The sequence below is a fragment of the Pseudomonas sp. HPB0071 genome, assembly GCF_000478505.2.
Taxonomy (GTDB): Bacteria; Pseudomonadota; Gammaproteobacteria; order Pseudomonadales; family Pseudomonadaceae; genus Chryseomonas; species Chryseomonas luteola.
This window is the reverse complement of the sequence record NZ_KI517367.1, coordinates 2958097-2975991: the sequence shown is the minus strand read 5'-3', so window position 1 is coordinate 2975991 and position 17895 is coordinate 2958097. Positions and strand designations below refer to the sequence as shown.

General features: G+C 53.9%; 22 protein-coding genes. 10 read left to right on the top strand and 12 right to left on the bottom strand.

Features of this window, described 5'->3' with window-relative positions; translation table 11 throughout:
- Positions 1-6 precede the first annotated feature (6 nt).
- From murA to HMPREF1487_RS13875, 7 genes are all read right to left on the bottom strand, one after another.
- Complete coding sequence (gene murA / locus HMPREF1487_RS13905) at positions 7-1272, bottom strand: UDP-N-acetylglucosamine 1-carboxyvinyltransferase (protein WP_010797295.1); 1266 nt, start codon at positions 1270-1272, stop codon at positions 7-9.
- Between the two features lie 22 nt (positions 1273-1294).
- Positions 1295-1534: a BolA family protein gene (locus HMPREF1487_RS13900; protein ID WP_010797294.1), complete on the bottom strand. Its 240-nt coding sequence runs from the start codon at positions 1532-1534 to the stop codon at positions 1295-1297.
- A gap of 97 nt (positions 1535-1631) precedes the next feature.
- Positions 1632-1943 carry an STAS domain-containing protein gene (locus HMPREF1487_RS13895; RefSeq protein WP_010797293.1) on the bottom strand — a complete coding sequence of 104 codons (312 nt, stop codon included), beginning with the start codon at positions 1941-1943 and terminating at the stop codon, positions 1632-1634.
- Entirely contained in the window at positions 1940-2587 is a 648-nt protein-coding gene (locus HMPREF1487_RS13890) for an MlaC/ttg2D family ABC transporter substrate-binding protein (protein WP_010797292.1), read from the bottom strand. The genes HMPREF1487_RS13895 and HMPREF1487_RS13890 overlap by 4 nt, the downstream gene beginning before the upstream one ends.
- 12 nt (positions 2588-2599) lie before the next feature.
- On the bottom strand, positions 2600-3076 hold the full coding sequence (gene mlaD / locus HMPREF1487_RS13885; protein ID WP_010797291.1) for an outer membrane lipid asymmetry maintenance protein MlaD: 477 nt from the start codon (positions 3074-3076) through the stop codon (positions 2600-2602).
- A complete protein-coding gene (gene mlaE, locus HMPREF1487_RS13880; RefSeq protein WP_010797290.1) occupies positions 3076-3870 on the bottom strand; it encodes a lipid asymmetry maintenance ABC transporter permease subunit MlaE in 795 nt (264 codons plus the stop codon). Before mlaE ends, mlaD begins: the two co-directional genes overlap by 1 nt.
- Positions 3870-4679, bottom strand: coding sequence for an ATP-binding cassette domain-containing protein (locus tag HMPREF1487_RS13875; protein ID WP_010797289.1), 810 nt, complete (start codon positions 4677-4679; stop codon positions 3870-3872). The genes mlaE and HMPREF1487_RS13875 overlap by 1 nt, the downstream gene beginning before the upstream one ends.
- A gap of 210 nt (positions 4680-4889) precedes the next feature.
- Here HMPREF1487_RS13875 and HMPREF1487_RS13870 point away from each other — a divergent pair, with 210 nt between their 5' ends.
- From HMPREF1487_RS13870 to HMPREF1487_RS13830, 9 genes are all read left to right on the top strand, one after another.
- Positions 4890-5864 carry a KpsF/GutQ family sugar-phosphate isomerase gene (locus HMPREF1487_RS13870; protein ID WP_010797288.1) on the top strand — a complete coding sequence of 325 codons (975 nt, stop codon included), beginning with the start codon at positions 4890-4892 and terminating at the stop codon, positions 5862-5864.
- A gap of 145 nt (positions 5865-6009) precedes the next feature.
- Positions 6010-6582, top strand: a complete 573-nt coding sequence (gene lptC, locus HMPREF1487_RS13865; RefSeq protein ID WP_010797287.1) for an LPS export ABC transporter periplasmic protein LptC — start codon at positions 6010-6012, stop codon at positions 6580-6582.
- Positions 6569-7114 (top strand): lipopolysaccharide transport periplasmic protein LptA, encoded by a 546-nt coding sequence (lptA, locus tag HMPREF1487_RS13860; protein ID WP_010797286.1) that lies wholly within the window; start codon positions 6569-6571, stop codon positions 7112-7114. Before lptC ends, lptA begins: the two co-directional genes overlap by 14 nt.
- Complete coding sequence (lptB, locus tag HMPREF1487_RS13855; RefSeq protein WP_010797285.1) at positions 7111-7839, top strand: LPS export ABC transporter ATP-binding protein; 729 nt, start codon at positions 7111-7113, stop codon at positions 7837-7839. The genes lptA and lptB overlap by 4 nt, the downstream gene beginning before the upstream one ends.
- 107 nt (positions 7840-7946) lie before the next feature.
- Positions 7947-9443 (top strand): RNA polymerase factor sigma-54, encoded by a 1497-nt coding sequence (locus tag HMPREF1487_RS13850; protein WP_010797284.1) that lies wholly within the window; start codon positions 7947-7949, stop codon positions 9441-9443.
- A 123-nt stretch (positions 9444-9566) separates the two neighbouring features.
- Positions 9567-9875, top strand: a complete 309-nt coding sequence (gene hpf / locus HMPREF1487_RS13845) for a ribosome hibernation-promoting factor, HPF/YfiA family (RefSeq protein ID WP_010797283.1) — start codon at positions 9567-9569, stop codon at positions 9873-9875.
- 16 nt (positions 9876-9891) lie between these two features.
- Positions 9892-10356: a PTS IIA-like nitrogen regulatory protein PtsN gene (gene ptsN / locus HMPREF1487_RS13840; RefSeq protein ID WP_010797282.1), complete on the top strand. Its 465-nt coding sequence runs from the start codon at positions 9892-9894 to the stop codon at positions 10354-10356.
- 1 nt (position 10357) lies between these two features.
- Entirely contained in the window at positions 10358-11221 is an 864-nt protein-coding gene (rapZ, locus tag HMPREF1487_RS13835; protein ID WP_010797281.1) for an RNase adapter RapZ, read from the top strand.
- 21 nt (positions 11222-11242) lie between these two features.
- The gene (locus HMPREF1487_RS13830) at positions 11243-11515 is read left to right on the top strand and encodes an HPr family phosphocarrier protein (protein ID WP_010797280.1); all 273 of its coding nucleotides are present in this window, start codon (positions 11243-11245) and stop codon (positions 11513-11515) included.
- Between the two features lie 14 nt (positions 11516-11529).
- Here HMPREF1487_RS13830 and HMPREF1487_RS13825 read toward each other — a convergent pair whose 3' ends face one another.
- From HMPREF1487_RS13825 to pmbA, 3 genes are all read right to left on the bottom strand, one after another.
- A complete protein-coding gene (locus HMPREF1487_RS13825) occupies positions 11530-12411 on the bottom strand; it encodes a ZIP family metal transporter (RefSeq protein ID WP_010797279.1) in 882 nt (293 codons plus the stop codon).
- Positions 12412-12493: 82 nt separating this feature from the next.
- Positions 12494-13105 carry a superoxide dismutase gene (locus HMPREF1487_RS13820; RefSeq protein ID WP_010797278.1) on the bottom strand — a complete coding sequence of 204 codons (612 nt, stop codon included), beginning with the start codon at positions 13103-13105 and terminating at the stop codon, positions 12494-12496.
- A 286-nt stretch (positions 13106-13391) separates the two neighbouring features.
- On the bottom strand, positions 13392-14741 hold the full coding sequence (gene pmbA, locus HMPREF1487_RS13815) for a metalloprotease PmbA (RefSeq protein WP_010797277.1): 1350 nt from the start codon (positions 14739-14741) through the stop codon (positions 13392-13394).
- 92 nt (positions 14742-14833) lie between these two features.
- Here pmbA and yjgA point away from each other — a divergent pair, with 92 nt between their 5' ends.
- Positions 14834-15358: a ribosome biogenesis factor YjgA gene (gene yjgA, locus HMPREF1487_RS13810; RefSeq protein WP_010797276.1), complete on the top strand. Its 525-nt coding sequence runs from the start codon at positions 14834-14836 to the stop codon at positions 15356-15358.
- A gap of 21 nt (positions 15359-15379) precedes the next feature.
- On the opposite strand, the gene tldD is transcribed toward yjgA, so the two are convergent.
- Both tldD and HMPREF1487_RS13800 read right to left on the bottom strand, forming a co-directional pair.
- Positions 15380-16822 carry a metalloprotease TldD gene (gene tldD, locus HMPREF1487_RS13805; RefSeq protein WP_010797275.1) on the bottom strand — a complete coding sequence of 481 codons (1443 nt, stop codon included), beginning with the start codon at positions 16820-16822 and terminating at the stop codon, positions 15380-15382.
- Positions 16823-16953: 131 nt separating this feature from the next.
- Positions 16954-17799, bottom strand: coding sequence for a carbon-nitrogen hydrolase family protein (locus HMPREF1487_RS13800; RefSeq protein ID WP_010797274.1), 846 nt, complete (start codon positions 17797-17799; stop codon positions 16954-16956).
- Positions 17800-17895 lie beyond the last annotated feature (96 nt).

Below are 17895 nucleotides of genomic sequence, written 5' to 3'. Positions count from 1 at the left end.
GAGCCCTTAACCCGGAACACGGCGAATTTTAGCACCCAGAAGTTGTAGCTTTTCCTCGATGCACTCATAACCCCGATCGATATGGTAGATGCGGTCGATCAGGGTATCGCCTTCCGCTACTAGCGCAGCGATTACCAGGCTGGCCGATGCACGCAAGTCAGTAGCCATTACGGGGGCAGCCTTCAGGTGAGGAATGCCGGTTACGATGGCAGCATTACCTTCCACAGCGATCTGAGCGCCCATGCGAGTCATTTCATAGACGTGCATGAAGCGGTTTTCAAAGATCGTTTCAACGACCGTTCCTGTGCCTTCTGCCACAGCGTTCATGGAGATGAACTGCGCCTGCATATCTGTTGGGAATGCAGGGTACGGTGCAGTACGCACATTGACTGCCTTAGGTCGATTCCCTTTCATGTCCAGCTCGATCCAATTGGATCCAGTAGAAACGTGGGCACCTGCCTCTTCCAGCTTGAGCAGAACGGCTTCGAGAATAGAAGGATCAGTATCCTTGAGCTTGACGCGACCACGGGTAGCCGCCGCCGCAACCAGATAACTACCCGTCTCGATACGGTCGGGCAGTACGGAATAACGGGCACCACCCAGACGCTCGACACCTTCTACCGTAATGGTATCGGTACCGGCACCTTCAATATGGGCTCCCATGGCGATCAGGCAATTGGCTAGATCCACGACTTCCGGCTCACGTGCAGCATTCTGGATGACGCTACGTCCTTTGGCCAGCGTTGCCGCCATCAGAACGTTTTCAGTACCGGTTACACTGACGGTATCAAAGAAGTAATGTGCGCCACGCAGGCCGCCCGCTGGAGCCTTGGCTTTGATATAGCCTGCCTCGACTTCAATCTGGGCACCCATCGCCTCAAGGCCGCGCAGGTGCAAATCGACCGGACGCGAGCCAATGGCACATCCGCCGGGCAGTGCGACTTCGGCTTCACCGAAACGAGCCAGCATCGGACCCAGCACCAGAATAGAGGCGCGCATAGTCTTGACCAGCTCATAGGGCGCTACAAGCGTCTTGATAGTCGAAGCATTTACTTCAACGTTGAGCTTTTCGTCGATAACCGGCTGCACCCCCATACGACCGAACAATTCGATCATGGTAGTGATGTCATGCAGATGCGGCAGATTGCAAACAGTTACAGGCGTATCCGCAAGCAAGGTGGCAGCCAGGATCGGCAAGGCAGAGTTTTTTGCGCCTGAAATACGGATCTCTCCGTTTAGGCTGGCGCCACCGGTAATAATCAATTTATCCATAGGTATCTCGGCGGCGCCGAACTCAAGCCCGTTCAGCCCAAGCGGCGCGCGTATAGAATTTCATAGTGACTGCATGGATGCTGCCATCAGCGATCAATGCATTGAGATGGGAATAGACTTGCTGCTGGCGCTTTACTGGGCTCATAGCAGCCAATTCATCGCCAATCAGGTTCAATTGGAAGTTGCAGCCCTCGCCTTCTACCTCAACCTGAGTTTCCGGCAGTTGTGCTTCCAATAAGCGTTTAACTTCTTCAGCCTGCATGTTCAACCTCCTGGCAGCCTATTCCGCAGCCAGACATAATACAAAAAAGCCCTCCAACTGCGAACCCCAAGGTTGCAGATAGAGGGCGATGGGATATTCAATGAGAGAGAGGAAGAATGTCCAGCAAACCGGACACACTTGCGATCTGCTTCATATCTGCAGGCAAATTCCAAACCTCAAGTTTTTTGCCAGCCTGCAACACATCACGTTGAAAGGACAGCAACAAGGAAAGCCCTGCACTGTTGGAGCGCTCGACACCAGCACAGTCGATCACGATCACATCGGTACTACTCTGCTGTATATAGCGCTGCCCTTCCTGACGCAGCGATACCGTCGTCTGATGATCGAGAAGACCAGACAGCGTCATGACGCCCGGCACCTTCTCTCCTAGATGCGCCTGCGTACTCATGAGCCAGCCTGGGCCTTTTGAGCTTCAGGAGAGTTTTTGGCACGCGCCACGGTATTGGCCCAGCTATCGATAACCTTGTCCAAGTTGTTGCCGTTGGCCTGCATGGACTGGGCAAACTGATCACGGAACAGCTTACCGATATTAATGCCGTTGATGATTACGTTACGCACTCTCCAACTACCATTGATATTTACCATGGTATAAGAGACCGGATAGACAGTTCCGCGGCTATCACGTACTTCCATGCCTACGCTAGTACGCTCGGGATCATTGTCAGTTGCCGGCAGAACCTTGATACCCTGATTGTTGTACTCCAACAGTGCGTTGCCATAGAACTGCATCAGGCTTCGCTTAAAGTTCTCCTGGAAGCGAGCCATTTGCTCAGGCGATGCCTGACGACTGTACCTTACGGTCATGATGCTGCGGGAGATACCTTCGGCATCAACGACCGGACCAAGGATCTCGTTCAAAGAGTTATAGAAAGCATCTGGATTGCTCCGGTATGTTTCCTTGTTAGTTTGCAGATCAGACAGCAACTTATCTGTAGTCTGTTGAATGACATCATGAGCCGAAGGCGCTGCAAAGGCCAGCAATGGCACTACGGCCAGCAAGGCCAGAACGCTGTTTCGCAATAATTTAAGCATGTCGTGTCCTTCTTACTTATCGCCAGACGAATCTTTGTTGACGGTGTTGAGCAGGAATTTGCCGATCAGATCTTCCAATACCAGCGACGACTGGGTATCACGAATAGTTCCGCCATCTTTGATAACCTCCTCATCCCCTCCCACGCTAATACCAATATATTTTTCACCCAACAGACCTGCTGTCAGGATGGAGGCGGTGGAATCGACCGGAATGTTATCGACCTGTTGGTCGATCTGCATGGTCACTCGACCACGGTAGCTATCACGATCCAGATCGATTGCGGTGACTCGACCAATCGTGACGCCTGACATCGTGACTTTTGCACGTACGGTCAGACCGGCGATATTGTCGAAATAGGCATACGCTTTATAGGTGTCATTGTGCTCGCCAACGCTCAAGCCACTCACTCGCAAAGCCAACAGTAAGAGAGCCAGCAAGCCAGCGAGCAGAAACAGGCCGACACCAATTTCCTGGGTGCGGGTTTGCATCAGATATCTCCAAACATCAAAGCAGTCAAAAGAAAATCGAGACCCAGCACTGCCAGAGAGGCATAGACAACTGTTCGGGTCGTCGCGCGGCTGATCCCTTCGGAAGTGGCGTCGCAGTCGTATCCCTGGAACACGGCGATCCAGGTCACCACAAAGGCAAAGACAAGGCTTTTAATCATGCCGTTGATGACATCCGCCATCTGGACGCTGTTCTGCATGTTGCTCCAGAACGAGCCGTCGTAGACGCCGAGCCAGTCAACCGCAACCATTGCACCGCCCCAGATACCCACAACGCTGAAAATGGCTGAGAGCAGAGGCAAGGAAATAAAGCCCGCCCACAGGCGCGGAGCCACTATATATTTGAGCGGATCAACACCGATCATTTCGAGGCTGGACAACTGCTCTGTCGACTTCATATTGCCAATTTCAGCCGTTAATGCAGAACCTGCACGACCTGCGAACAGAAGCGCACTAACTACAGGGCCCAACTCTCTCAACAGGGTAAGAGCCACCATCTGCCCAACCGCCTGTTCCGAACCATAGGTAACCAGAATGTTATAGCCCTGAAGTGCTATAACCATACCGATGAAAAGACCGGAAACCAGGATGATGGGTAGCGATAAAACCCCCACCGAATAGAGCTGTTTGATCAGCAACTGTCCACCCTTGCCTGCGCCGGAGCGGCCAAACAAGGATTGCAATAGCAACAGAACAGAACGACCAGCTGCAGCCAATACATCCAGGCCTGTGCGCCCCAATAAGCGGATGCGCTCAAGCAGTGAAATGTGACGCATTAGCGCCTCCCCAAAAGATCTTCGCTATAGTCAGGCGCTGCGAAATGGAACGGTACCGGGCCATCCGGAGTACCTTTTATGAACTGAAGCACTCGTGGATCAGACGACTCCTTGAGCTCTGCGGGGGTTCCTTGGCCCAGCACCTGTGTATCCCCGACAATGTAAAGATAGTCAGCGATACTTGCCGTCTCGGCCAGATCATGTGACACAACGATACTGGTCAATCCCAGTGCATCATTGAGCAGACGAATCAGGCGCACCAGTACGCCCATGGCAATGGGGTCCTGTCCCACGAAAGGCTCGTCATACATCAGGATCTGAGGATCCAATGCAATCGCCCGAGCCAGAGCCACCCGACGTTTCATGCCTCCGGACAGCTCATCGGGCATCAACTCGATAGCGCCCCGCAGACCGACCGCCTGAAGTTTCATCAGGACGATATCCCGGATCATCTCCTCAGGCAGCTTGGTATGAACCCGGAGAGGAAAGGCCACGTTTTCGAAAACATCAAGGTCTGTAAACAGTGCACCGCTCTGAAACAGAACGCCCATCTGCTTACGCACATTGAACAGGTCACTTCGAGACAGTATGGGAAGATTGAGATTGTTAACCCATACCTCACCCTTTTCAGGGCGCAACTGGGCTGCAATCAAGCGTAACAGCGTTGTCTTGCCGCTCCCTGAAGGCCCCATAATACCGGTCACCTTGCCACGCGGGATGCGGATATCAACATTCTCGTAGATGGTACGCTCGCCTCGCTTGAAGGTAACGCCTTTAAGCTCGACCGCATACTCGCTATCGGTGTTCATCTAAACTCCTAGCTTACAGCCCTCCTGGCAGACGCATCGAATGGCATCCAAGGCACTTTTAAGGGCCTATTCGACAAGGACATAGCATAACATTTCAGCGCTACCTCCCCAACATGAACATAATTCAATCGTTTTCATAGGAGGGGGGATTGATTGTCGTTATAATTCTGCGTTTTCAATCAATCTGCTGCCCAGCAAACTGGTAGACAAATGACCCACGCTGCAAATTTCATCGAATCCGCAAATCGTACCATCAGCTATGAAGTGGAAGCCGTGAACGCATTGCGTGGGCGTATAGATGATCGCTTTGTCAAAGCCTGTGAACTGATGCTGGACTGCAAGGGCCGCATCGTTGTACTGGGCATGGGAAAGTCCGGACATATCGGCAATAAGATTGCGGCCACGCTGGCAAGCACAGGCACACCCGCGTTTTTCGTCCATCCCGCCGAAGCAAGCCACGGCGACATGGGGATGATTACCCAGGCGGACATTGTGCTGGCCCTGTCCAACTCCGGCTCTACCCCTGAAATAGTGACGCTCCTGCCACTTATCAAGCGACTGGGAATCACGTTGATCAGTATGACAGGCAATCCCCAGTCACCTCTGGCCCAGGCAGCTACTGTCAACCTGGACGCAGGCGTTGCCAAGGAAGCCTGCCCGCTGAATCTTGCACCGACCTCCTCCACCACTGCCAGTCTGGTTCTGGGGGATGCGCTTGCCATTGCCTTGCTCGATGCACGAGGCTTCACGGCTGAAGATTTTGCCTTTTCTCACCCCGGCGGCGCTCTGGGCCGACGCCTACTTCTCAAGGTCGAGCATGTCATGCATAGCGGGAAGGAATTACCTCAAGTGCCGCGAGGCACTTCGCTTAGCGGTGCATTACTTGAGATGTCCCAAAAAGGGCTTGGCATGACCGTCGTCACGGAGCCTGATGGCCGACTGGCAGGTATTTTTACTGATGGGGACCTTCGGCGTGCGCTTGATCGCGGAATTGACGTACGCTCAACGACCATAGACCACGTCATGACGGAGCATGGTCGTACGGCACGCCCACAGATGCTGGCAGCAGAGGCATTGAAAGTCATGGAAGATCACAAGATTAGCGCCTTGGTTGTGGTCGACGAGAAAGATTACCCTCTGGGGGCACTGAACATGCACGACCTGCTTCGCGCAGGCGTCATGTGAATGCAGCTCATATCGAGAGACAGCCCATCATTGCTGCTGTATGGCAGTGATGGCACTCATAAATGCTTTACGCCTCAAATGGTACAAAGCCTTTGCCGTGCTTTATGCCGCCGTTTGACTACAATGCTTTTGCAGGCCTTTTGTCATGTTCCGTACACTGCGTAAACCTGTACTTTATGTCCTGATTGCCCTGGCGCTGGTCGCTATCGGTTACTGGAACCTCTTGCCGCAACGGTTTATCGATGACCCGGCAGGCAATGCCCAGACCGATAATGCCATTGATGCCTATGCAACAAATGTCAAAACGATCCAGTACCGTGCCGATGGAAAGGTACAATACGAGATGACAGCCGAACGGCTTGATCACGTTCAGGCCACCGATGTCACACTGGTTTCGAAACCCGATATGCTGGCATACCGCGGTACTGACCTGCCCTGGCATGTTCGCAGCGCAAGGGCCGAGGTGGCGCCAAAAGGTACACAGGCTGAGTTGATCGATGATGTAAGGGTCGAGCGTACAGACGAAAAGGGCCGCCCTATCGTGATGACGACGACGCGAATGACTGTTTTTCCTGACAAAAATTATGCGCAGACTGAGCAAGCCGTTAAGATTGAGGCCGCTAATAGCGTGACCACAGCGAAAGGCATGAAAGCGTACCTGAATGACGGCAGAATGCTCCTGCTGTCCAATGTAAGAGGCCAGCATGAGGTTCGTTAAATCTCTACCCCTTCTTTTAACCCTGGGCGCTACGTTCGGAAGCGTTAACGCCTGGGCTCTGCCTTCTGACCGCAACCAGCCTATCCGGGTACAGGCCGACAGCGCCGAACTCGATGACAAGCAGAACGTAGCGGTTTATCGAGGCGACGTCATCATTACCCAAGGCACGATGAAGATCACGGGTAACACCGTGACCATCACCCAGGACAACAACGGCAACATCAAGGTTGCAACTGCCGTTGGCAAGCCGGCTCACTATGAGCAGAAGCCATCTGCGGACAAAGATACGGTGAAGGCTTACGGCCTGACTATCCAGTACTATGCGGATGAAAACCGAATCGTACTGATCGACCAGGCACGCGTTGAACAGCAAGGCAATACGTTCGAAGGCGAAAAGATCGTTTACGACACCCAGCGCCAGATCGTGAATGCTGGCCGTGCAAACGGTAACAAGATCACCACACCAAGACCGCGTATCGACATGGTCATCCAGCCCAAGAACAAAGACCAGCAGCCGGGGCAAGCTCAATGACAGTACTGCTCAAAGCCCAGCATCTGGCCAAGAGCTATAAGGGTCGCCAAGTGGTCCGGGATGTCAGCCTGACCATCGAAAGCGGCCAGATCGTGGGACTGCTCGGACCTAACGGTGCGGGCAAGACGACATGCTTTTATATGATCGTAGGGTTGGTCAACGCCGATCATGGCCGTGTACTGATCGATAACCAGGATGTCACCAACCTGCCTATGCACGGCAGAGCGCAGGCAGGTATCGGTTATCTCCCCCAGGAAGCATCGATATTCCGCAAGCTGACCGTGGCCAACAACATCATGGCCATCCTTGAAACACGCAAGGACCTGGACCGAAACGGACGCACCCAGGCGCTCGAGTCGCTGCTTCAAGAATTTCACATCACCCATATTCGTGACAACCTAGGCATGAGCCTGTCGGGTGGGGAACGTCGTCGCGTCGAGATTGCTCGCGCCCTAGCCACGGCGCCCAAGTTCATTCTGCTGGATGAGCCCTTTGCCGGTGTCGACCCTATTTCAGTGGGTGATATCAAGCAAATCATTCGCCACTTGAAAGCCAAAGGCATTGGCGTTTTGATCACGGATCACAATGTTCGGGAAACCCTCACAATCTGTGAGATGGCTTATATTGTGAATGACGGACAGCTGATTGCTGAAGGCGATGCCGAAAGCGTGCTGGCCAACGACCTGGTTAAGGAAGTTTATCTGGGGCACGAATTCCGCCTCTAGGCAAAAGGGTAAAAACCAGGCATATAATTTGCTCATCCCTACCAAATTATCTGGTGGGCTCCGTGGCGCAGTTCGCGTCTGTAGATTAAGGTGCTAAGCCCGCAGCCATGAAACCATCGTTAGTTTTAAAGATGGGCCAGCAGCTGACCATGACTCCTCAGCTGCAACAGGCCATTCGATTGCTTCAACTTTCGACGCTTGATCTCCAGCAGGAAATTCAGGAAGCCCTGGAATCCAACCCCATGCTCGAGCGGCAAGAAGAAGGCGATGATTTTGATCACAGCGACCCGCTTGCCGATGGCGAGGAGCTATCGAATCCTGGTAGCCAGGAGGTTACGTTCAAGGATACGGCTCCCTCGATAGAGACCGCTGAGTCGGACGAGTCCGAATGGAGTGACCGTATCCCCAATGAGCTTCCCGTCGATACCGCCTGGGAAGATATCTATCAGACAAGCGCGAGCAGCCTTCCGAGCTCTGACGACGATGAATGGGATTTCACATCCAGAACATCGACAGGTGAAAGTCTGCAGAGCCATCTTCTCTGGCAACTGAATCTGGCCCCGATGTCGGACGTGGATCGCATGGTCGCCATGTCGATCATCGACGGCATCAATAATGATGGCTACCTCGAAGAATCACTCGAAGACATACACGCCTCGCTAGATCCTGAGCTTGAGGTAGAGATTGATGAAGTCGAAGTAGTTTTACGCCGTGTTCAACAGTTCGAACCGGCAGGCGTAGGCGCACGTAATCTCAAGGAATGCCTGCTGCTGCAACTCAATCAGCTTCCAGGCAAAACACCACGGCTGGCGGAAGCCAAGCGCTTGGTCACAGATTATCTGGACGTCCTAGGCAGCCGTGATTACAGCCAGCTCATGCGCCGCATGAAGATCAAGGAAGATGAGTTACGCAACGTAATCGAGCTGATTCAAAGCCTGCACCCCCGACCAGGCTCCCAGATCGAATCAGGTGAAGCCGAGTACGTGGTTCCTGATGTCATCGTGCGCAAACACAATGACCGTTGGCTGGTTGAGCTGAACCAGGAGGCGGTGCCGCGGCTACGCGTAAACTCACAATATGCCGGTTTCGTGAAACGTGCCGACAGCAGTGCAGATAACACTTTCATGCGTAACCAGTTGCAGGAAGCTCGCTGGTTCATCAAGAGTCTGCAGAGCCGTAACGAGACCCTGATGAAGGTTGCGACGCAAATCGTCGAGCATCAGCGTGGCTTTCTAGAGTATGGCGAAGAAGCCATGAAACCACTCGTACTTCACGATATTGCCGAGGCGGTTGGCATGCACGAGTCCACAATTTCTCGTGTGACCACCCAAAAGTATATGCACACGCCTCGTGGCATATACGAATTGAAATACTTCTTCTCCAGTCACGTAAGCACGGCTGAGGGCGGTGAATGCTCGTCGACCGCCATTCGCGCCATCATCAAAAAACTTGTTGCCGCCGAAAATGCAAAAAAGCCATTGAGCGACAGCAAGATCGCTGGTTTACTGGAGTCACAAGGCATACAGGTCGCGCGTCGGACTGTAGCCAAATACCGTGAGTCGCTGGGCATTGCTCCATCGAGTGAACGGAAAAGGCTGGTCTAGACTTAGGCGGCTCGCCACGAGCGGACTGCGAGCGCGGGGAAAAGAGGCGCTTATCGCTCAACAGTGTTTCTTCGGCAGGCCTAATGCCTGCCTGTTACACCACGGCAATAAGGAGAACGCGGTATGCAAGTCAACATCAGTGGGCATCAACTGGATGTTACCGACTCCCTTCGCAGCTACGTTGGAGAAAAGCTCGCCCGACTTGAACGCCACTTCGATCGCATTACCAGTGCTCAGGTAATCATGCAGGTCGATAAACTGAAACAGAAAGTTGAAGCCACCTTGCATGTTGCAGGTGCGTCTGTCGTTGCAAATGCCGAACATGAAGACATGTACGCTGCCATCGACCTTCTCACCGATAAACTCGACCGCCAGTTGATCAAACACAAAGAGAAACAGCTCGAGAGGCAGCAAGGGTTGGGCGTCCGTTGAGACTTAACATCACCCTATGATTCGATTAGAAACCATTCTGACCCCTGGCCGCTCACACGTGAGCGTGCCAGGGGTCAGTAAAGAAAGCGTGCTTCAGCAGATCTCTGAAATTGCTGCGACTGACTTGCCAGGGCAAGACGCTCACTCAATTTTCGAAAGCCTCATGGCCCGAGAAAAGTTAGGGTCGACCGGTTTCGGCAATGGAATAGCTATTCCTCACTGCCGCCTGAGTGGCTCCAAGGAGCCTATTAGTGTGCTGTGCCACCTGCAAACACCGGTAGACTTCGACTCACTCGACGGAGCGCCAGTAGACCTTATTTTCGTCCTGCTCGTACCCGAAGCCGCTACCGAGCAGCATCTGGAGTTGTTGCGCCAGATTGCAGCCATGCTGGATAAGGCTGAAATCCGCGACCGACTGCGCCATGCAACTACTAGCAATGGGCTCTATCAAATAGTTATCGACGCCCAAAGCGGTCATTAACATGCATCTGATTATCGTCAGTGGACGCTCCGGATCTGGCAAAAGCACAGCACTAGATGTGCTGGAAGACAACGGCTTTTATTGCATCGATAATCTACCTGCCGGTCTTTTACCGGACCTGTCCGAGCGCGCCCTGACTGAATCCGAAGGGGCTCAGTCTCAGATAGCCCTGTCTATCGACGCCCGCAACCTGCCTAGCCAGCTACAACGCTTTCCCGAGCTGCTTGAGCAAGTCAGATCACGCCATATCCGTTGCGATGTGCTGTATCTGGATGCAGATGATCAGACACTGCTCAAACGGTTCTCGGAAACCCGCCGTCGTCATCCGCTTACGAGCGAGTATCGTTCGCTGGCTGAAGCCATCGAGGATGAGCGTCAGCTGCTGATGCCTATTGCCGATCTGGCTGACCTGAAGATCGACACCACTCATCTGAATCTCTATCAGCTCAAGGACATGATCAAGCTACGCTTGCTCAATGCACCCGAGCCTGGCACTGCGTTTCTAATCGAGTCGTTCGGTTTCAAACGGGGCCTCCCGGTTGACGCAGATATGGTTTTCGATATCCGCTTCCTGCCCAATCCCTATTGGAAAGCAGAGCTCAGGGAGCTTTCAGGTCTAGATCAACCCGTGATCGAGTATCTGGAGGAGCAAACCGAGGTCGAAGAGCTCTACCAAGACATCTATAATTACCTGTCTAAATGGCTGCCCAATTTCGCCGCTAACAATCGCTCTTATGTAACGATTGCGATTGGCTGTACGGGAGGCCACCACCGCTCGGTTTACATTGCCCAGCGACTGGGAACAGCTCTCAAATCAAAACTGAAAAAAGTCCAGATTCGCCACCGCGACCTACCTGGACAATAGCGATTAAGGACACTCAACGTAATGCCCGCCCAAGAAATCACCATCATCAATAAGCTAGGGCTGCATGCACGCGCAGCGGCCAAGTTCGTCGGTGTGGCTGGGCGCTTTCCTTGCGAAGTCAGAGTCGGTAGAAGCCCTGAAAGCACAATCGATGGGAAAAGCATCATGTCTGTCATGATGCTGGCTGCCGGCAAAGGCACGATGCTTCACTTGGCAACGGAAGGCGAACAGAGCGAAGAAGCCTTGCAGGCATTGATTGAATTGATCAACAACCGGTTCGACGAAGGCGAATGATCGCCCACGCTCCCCTACCCTAACGCGGTATCCATTACCATCATCAGACAAAAACCAATGCCGAGCCCGACGGTGGCAGCACTGCGGTGACCCTTTTTAAGGTGCGCCTCAGGAATGACTTCGTGGGTTACGGCAAACAGCATGGCACCTGCTGCCAGCGACAGCCCCCAGGGCAGCATCATCTGACTGAAATTGACCAGCCAGGCGCTAATGACTGCGAAAAGCGGCTCAACCAGCCCTGAGGCTGCGCCAATGCCCACCGCTTTATATCGGTTTACGCCCGCTCCAGCCAACACCAGCGCAATCACCATCCCTTCCGGAAAGTCCTGCAGGGCGATCCCAAGCGCCAGGCTCTCTGCCCCGTCAACAGCACCACCTGCGGCTACACCGACAGCCATCCCTTCGGGAATGTTATGAAGAATAATGGCTGCAACGAACAGTAGGATTCGCGGCTCTACGGCGGAAATAGAATCACGCTGCTCTAACTCCTGCTCCGGCATGACACGTTCCAACCCTAGCATGCCAAGAACGCCTAGCATGATTCCACAGCTGACTACCGCTCCACTGCCCCACTTGGAATACCCTAGCGAGCCCCCTGCATCCAATGCAGGCAATAAAAGAGAAAAGGCAGTAGCCGCAAGCATGACGCCTGCACCAAAGCCCAACATGATATTGGACAGACGCTCAGAAATACGAGAAACGGCAAGTACGGGGAGCGCACCGAGCGCAGTGCCTAGCGCACAGAGCATGCCGTCTTTCACTGCGCTTTGCATGGAAGGTCTTTGAAATAGCGCCTGTAAGGCTTCGAACTGAAGAAGAGTGCCCCCAATAAACAGCAAGACGATACACAACGCCAATCCGAGATAACTTGATAAAAACGTCTGTATCGAACGCATAGGCCTACTGAGGCGAAAAAAAGATCAGAGGACGCGGTGCAAGAACCTCTTACACCGCGAAGATCACGACGCTTGTACCCCGTTAGGCCATTGCTGCCTGATAGCGACGAGCAACTTCAGACCAATTGACTACATTGTAAAAGGCACCAATGTATTCCGGACGACGGTTCTGATAACGCAGGTAGTATGCGTGCTCCCATACGTCCAGGCCCAGAATAGGCGTATTGCCATTCATGATGGGGCTGTCCTGGTTAAGTGTACTTTCAACAACCAGTTTCTTTTCAGGCGTCACGCTCAACCATGCCCAGCCACTGCCAAAGCGAGACACCGCAGCCTTGGTAAAGGCTTCTTTGAATGCGTCCATACCGCCCAGCTGGGAATCGATAGCCTGAGCCAATTCACCTTCCGGGTTACCACCGCCTTGCGGAGTCATAACGGTCCAGAACAGAGAGTGGTTGGCATGTCCGCCGCCGTTGTTTACTACCACACCACGCTTATCTTGAGGCAGCTTGTCCAGTTGAGTCAGCAGTTCTTCTACCGGCAAGGACTCAAGGCCAGTCCCCTCGAGCGCAGCATTCAGATTATTGATGTAGGTCTGATGATGCTTGGTATGGTGAATTTCCATTGTCTGCGCATCGATGTGAGGCTCCAGTGCATCGTAGGCATAGGGTAAAGCTGGAAGCGTATGAGGCATGATGTCGTCTCCTGATGTGAGGATAACTATCGTCTGCCTAAGGGCAGACCCGTGTTGCTCGAACGTTCACGTGTTTACTGCTGAGTGAAGCGCGCCAAGGAGGCTTGACGCTGGAAGTTATTAGCTATGGGTTAACTGGACAGAATTAAAGACCTGTCACCCCATAAAACCAGACCTCATAAGAAATGAGATTATTTATCAATAACATATCTAACAGATTCGACAAACGAAAGCGACGTTTTACGCCTGCCTACAGTAGTTTGATTGGCAGGCGCAAAAGTTTGAATCAACGTCCGGCCAGAGTCATGGACTCAATCAGCACCGATCCGGTTCGAATACCACCGCGACGATCTACATCCGAACCGATCGCAACGATGTTGCGAAACATATCCTGAAGACGCCCTGCAATAGTGACTTCCTGCACCGGAAACTGTATTTCGCCGTTTTCGACCCAATAACCGGCAGCGCCCCGTGAGTAGTCGCCTGTTACCAGATTGACCCCCTGCCCCATGAGTTCGGTTACGAGAAGTCCTTTGCCCATGCGACGGATCAAGGCCGCCTGGTCATCACTGCCGTGACTGACAAACAGGTTATGCACGCCTCCGGCATTGGCTGTACTTTGCATCCCCAGTTTGCGGGCGGAATAGGTGCCCAGCAAATAGGAAACCAACTCACCCTTATCGATAAAGGGCTTGGCATAGGTCGCCAGTCCTTCATTGTCGAACGATGCACTACCCAATGCCCTAGGAATTAGTGGACGCTCATCGACAGATAACCACTCGGGGAAGAGTTGCTGCCCCATTGCGCCTTCCAGGAAGGTCGTCTTCCGATAGAGGTTGCTGCCAGAAATGGCGGCCAGAAAATTACTGAACAATCCCGAGGCCAGTTCAGGCGCAAACAGCACAGGAACCTGGGCTGTTGGAACCGGACGAGCTCCCAAGCGACTCACCGCCCGTTCTGCTGCGCGCTGACCAATATAGACAGGGTCCATCAGCTCTTCAGCCACACGATTGACGTCGTAAAAGTAATCGCGCTGCATATGGCCATTACTTTCCGCAATCATGACGCAGCTCAGGCTGTGTCGACTGCTGGCATACCCACCGATAAAGCCATGGCTGTTGCCATAGATACGGCAACCCTGATGAGTGTTGAGGCTTGTTCCATCAGCATTGGTGATTTTGGGATTGGCTGCAAAGGCTGCTGACTCGCAAATAAGCGCTTTCTCGATCGCCTCGTCAGGCGTAATGCTCCAGGGATGGAACAGGTCCAGGTCAGGTAGGCTCTTGGCCATTTTTTCCGGATCGGCCAAGCCTGAATATTCGTCTTCGGAAGCGTGCTGGGCAATGGCAAGAGCCGCGGCTACGGTCTCACGGATAGCATTTTCGCCCGTTGCGGACGTACTGGCCGAGCCCTTGCGGTGCCCTACGTACAAGGTAATACCGAAGCCCTCATCACGATTGAACTCAACCGTTTCAACCTCGCCCTTGCGAACGGTTGTAGATAACCCCTGCTCAACAGATACCGAGACCTCACAAGCAGTGGCACCCTGCTGACGCGCCTCCGCCAAAATGCGCTCGACCTGTTCACGCAAGGCAGGTAAGGCAGCCGGGCCGACAACTTCCACGGATTGATTCATGCTTCTCTCCTATACAGCGTTGGCAGCCCGGCGGACCGGACAACCGACCTTCAACTCGTTATGATGGCGACCTTTAGTTATGGACCACCCTCATGTCTGATTTTCTTGACGACGACTCCTTCTCCGGAGAGAAGAGCAAATCGCAGATCAAGCGCGAATTGCATGCCCTGCAGGACCTTGGCGCGCGCCTCGCCGGGATGAGCCCTGACCTGCTTGACCGCCTCCCCTTGACCGAGCCTTTGCGCCGCGCTTTGGCCGAGGCTCCCAAGCACAAAGCCAACGTCGCCCGGAAGCGACATACCCAGTACCTGGGCAAACTGATGCGCGATCAGGATCTTGATGCGATCATGGCCATGATCGAACAAGTCGATTCCTCGACCCGCCAGTACAACGAGCGCTTTCACGCCCTTGAACGCTGGCGGGATCGCCTGCTGGGTGGTAGCGACGAGGTCCTGCAGGCTTTTGTCGAAGACTACCCGGACGCTGACCGCCAGCACCTGCGCCAGTTGATCCGTCACGCCCAACACGAGCAGGCGCATAACAAGCCGCCGTCAGCGGCACGTAAACTGTTCAAGTACATCCGTGAACTGGATGATACCAAGCGGGGCCTGCGTTAATACGCGGCCCTTGCCTGCCTGTCAGGCACCCGTTCCTCCTACCGTGATGGCATCAATTTTCAGAGTTGGCTGGCCTACGCCAACCGGAACTGACTGGCCTTCCTTCCCGCACGTGCCAACACCGTTGTCCAGCGACAGGTCATTGCCGACCATCGATACCTGTGTCATGACTTCCGGACCGTTTCCTATCAGCGTGGCGCCCTTCACCGGCCGGGTCACCTTGCCGTTCTCGATCAGGTAAGCCTCATTGGTCGTAAAGACGAATTTACCGCTGGTGATATCGACCTGACCGCCCCCCAGGCTGGCGCAATACAGGCCATGCTCGACCGAGGCGATGATTTCTGCCGGGTCGCTTTCACCTGCCAACATATAGGTGTTGGTCATGCGAGGCATGGGCAGGTGCGCATAGGATTCACGGCGTCCGTTACCGGTACGTGCCACTCCCATAAGCCGGGCATTGAGTTTGTCCTGCATGTACCCTTTAAGAATGCCATTCTCGATAAGCACGTTGTAGGCGCCTGGCGTGCCTTCGTCATCGACCGATACCGAACCACGGCGATCAGGGAGAGTGCCATCATCGACAATGGTGCATAGCGATGAAGCTACACGCTCGTTCATACGTCCGCTATAAGCCGAACTGCCCTTGCGGTTGAAATCACCTTCCAGGCCATGACCTACAGCTTCGTGCAACAGGACGCCAGACCATCCCGAGCCCAACACAACCGGTAGCGTGCCCGCTGGAGCGGCAACAGCCTCCAGATTTACCAAGGCCTGCCGCACCGCTTCGCGCGCGTAGCTCATGGCACGGTCTTCACGCAGAAAGTAACGATAATCCGTGCGTCCGCCACCGCCGTTGTTGCCACGTTCCCGGCGACCATTCTGCTCGACGACCACGTTGACATTGAAGCGCACCAGAGGGCGTACATCCGCCGCCAGCGTTCCATCGTTGGCGGCGACAAGCACCTGCTCCCAGACACCGGAAAGGCTGACCGTAACCTGTTGGATACGGGGATCCAGAGCCCGCGTGGCTACGTCAATATTTTTGAGCAGCTCGACTTTCTCTGCACGGCTCAAGACATCCAGTGGGTTTTCTTCGGGGTAAAGCCGTACCGGCTCGATGTGGCTGAATACCTGAACCTTGCCGTTATCCCCACTGCGTGAGATGGAACGTGCAGCCTGGGCAGCCTGGCTCAAGGCATCCAGTGTGATGGCGTTACTATAGGCAAACCCGGTCTTTTCACCTGATTGAGCACGGACACCAACGCCTTGGTCCATATGAAAGCCGCCTTCCTTGACGATGCCGTCCTCAAGCAGCCAAGACTCGGAAATCATGCTTTGGAAATACAGATCGGCGGCGTCGATTCCTGGTCCCGCCAGTTGATGAAGAACCACTGGCAGGCTGTCGATTTCAAGCCCACCTGGATTGAGAAGATGTTGACTGACAGAAGTCAGGTATTGGCTCATGCTTACTCCAATAGCCGAAAGGTCTTATGCAAGGCGTGCACAACACGTTGAAACACACAGATCTTCTTTATTGACCTTAGCGCGTCTTGCGCGTTGTGCTTAATGGAAATGCCCAATCAAGTCGATTGTGGTCATTCGTGGCTTGGCAAGGGCGATGTTGCAAAACCAAAGCGACGATGCTGAGCAATCGGCATCTGTTCGCGTAATGCTTGTTGCTGGACAATATTACGCCGTCCAATCATGACAGCTTCCCCTGTAGGCGACTCTTCAAGGACGCGCCCCCAAGGATCGATAATAGCGGAGTGGCCCCAGGTTTCCCGACCTCGTGGATGCAGACCTCCCTGCGCAGCGGCCAGAATATAACATTGCGTTTCGATAGCTCGGGCACGTATCAAGATATCCCAATGAGCCTTTCCCGTAACAGCCGTGAATGCCGAAGGCGCAGCAATCAACTCGGCACCGGCCTCACGTAGAGAGGTGTACAACTCAGGGAAACGCAAGTCATAGCAAACCGTCAAGCCAAGCCGCCCTACAGGGGTATCCGCCACGACGATATCCTGGCCTTCCGCATAGTGATCACCCTCTCTATAGCTACCCTGCCGATCATCTACACGGGCATTGAAGAGATGCAGCTTGTCATAACGAGCTACTCGCTCCCCTTGATCATTGATCAACAGGCAGCACGCCCTTGGCTTGGCATATGGCTGATCATCTGGAGGAAACGGTAATGTCCCGGCGACAATCCAGAGCCCCAATGCACGAGCAGAACAGCTTAACCAAGGCAGGATGGGCCCTGCTCCTAGCGCCTCCGCCTGGCCGATCATGGCAGGATTGGAGTGACCGATCGCAACGAAATTCTCGGGCAGGACTGCCAGCTGTGCTCCAGCCTTGGCCGCCTGCTCAAGCAGACGGTATGCCGTAGCAAGATTGGCCTCTATGTCGTCTTGGCTTACCATCTGGATTACCGCAAACGTCATAGCCCACCTCGTATTGACTTGTCTATGCTACGCAGAGGATCCGCTTACGCTCAACCGACTTCTTCTGTCATGGCAGAACAGTCGCATTTCTTTGCG

What these genes read in the sequence shown, in the direction of transcription:
- HMPREF1487_RS13820 (WP_010797278.1), bottom strand. Translation starts at nt 13,105, where the DNA reads ATGCCTCATACGCTTCCAGCTTTACCCTATGCCTACGATGCACTGGAG.
- murA (WP_010797295.1), bottom strand. Translation starts at nt 1,272, where the DNA reads ATGGATAAATTGATTATTACCGGTGGCGCCAGCCTAAACGGAGAGATC.
- yjgA (WP_010797276.1), top strand. Translation starts at nt 14,834, where the DNA reads ATGTCTGATTTTCTTGACGACGACTCCTTCTCCGGAGAGAAGAGCAAA.
- lptB (WP_010797285.1), top strand. Translation starts at nt 7,111, where the DNA reads ATGACAGTACTGCTCAAAGCCCAGCATCTGGCCAAGAGCTATAAGGGT.
- ptsN (WP_010797282.1), top strand. Translation starts at nt 9,892, where the DNA reads ATGATTCGATTAGAAACCATTCTGACCCCTGGCCGCTCACACGTGAGC.
- lptC (WP_010797287.1), top strand. Translation starts at nt 6,010, where the DNA reads ATGTTCCGTACACTGCGTAAACCTGTACTTTATGTCCTGATTGCCCTG.
- pmbA (WP_010797277.1), bottom strand. Translation starts at nt 14,741, where the DNA reads ATGAATCAATCCGTGGAAGTTGTCGGCCCGGCTGCCTTACCTGCCTTG.
- tldD (WP_010797275.1), bottom strand. Translation starts at nt 16,822, where the DNA reads ATGAGCCAATACCTGACTTCTGTCAGTCAACATCTTCTCAATCCAGGT.
- HMPREF1487_RS13870 (WP_010797288.1), top strand. Translation starts at nt 4,890, where the DNA reads ATGACCCACGCTGCAAATTTCATCGAATCCGCAAATCGTACCATCAGC.
- mlaE (WP_010797290.1), bottom strand. Translation starts at nt 3,870, where the DNA reads ATGCGTCACATTTCACTGCTTGAGCGCATCCGCTTATTGGGGCGCACA.
- mlaD (WP_010797291.1), bottom strand. Translation starts at nt 3,076, where the DNA reads ATGCAAACCCGCACCCAGGAAATTGGTGTCGGCCTGTTTCTGCTCGCT.
- HMPREF1487_RS13900 (WP_010797294.1), bottom strand. Translation starts at nt 1,534, where the DNA reads ATGCAGGCTGAAGAAGTTAAACGCTTATTGGAAGCACAACTGCCGGAA.
- HMPREF1487_RS13895 (WP_010797293.1), bottom strand. Translation starts at nt 1,943, where the DNA reads ATGAGTACGCAGGCGCATCTAGGAGAGAAGGTGCCGGGCGTCATGACG.
- HMPREF1487_RS13825 (WP_010797279.1), bottom strand. Translation starts at nt 12,411, where the DNA reads ATGCGTTCGATACAGACGTTTTTATCAAGTTATCTCGGATTGGCGTTG.
- HMPREF1487_RS13830 (WP_010797280.1), top strand. Translation starts at nt 11,243, where the DNA reads ATGCCCGCCCAAGAAATCACCATCATCAATAAGCTAGGGCTGCATGCA.
- HMPREF1487_RS13875 (WP_010797289.1), bottom strand. Translation starts at nt 4,679, where the DNA reads ATGAACACCGATAGCGAGTATGCGGTCGAGCTTAAAGGCGTTACCTTC.
- hpf (WP_010797283.1), top strand. Translation starts at nt 9,567, where the DNA reads ATGCAAGTCAACATCAGTGGGCATCAACTGGATGTTACCGACTCCCTT.
- HMPREF1487_RS13800 (WP_010797274.1), bottom strand. Translation starts at nt 17,799, where the DNA reads ATGACGTTTGCGGTAATCCAGATGGTAAGCCAAGACGACATAGAGGCC.
- rapZ (WP_010797281.1), top strand. Translation starts at nt 10,358, where the DNA reads ATGCATCTGATTATCGTCAGTGGACGCTCCGGATCTGGCAAAAGCACA.
- lptA (WP_010797286.1), top strand. Translation starts at nt 6,569, where the DNA reads ATGAGGTTCGTTAAATCTCTACCCCTTCTTTTAACCCTGGGCGCTACG.
- HMPREF1487_RS13890 (WP_010797292.1), bottom strand. Translation starts at nt 2,587, where the DNA reads ATGCTTAAATTATTGCGAAACAGCGTTCTGGCCTTGCTGGCCGTAGTG.
- HMPREF1487_RS13850 (WP_010797284.1), top strand. Translation starts at nt 7,947, where the DNA reads ATGAAACCATCGTTAGTTTTAAAGATGGGCCAGCAGCTGACCATGACT.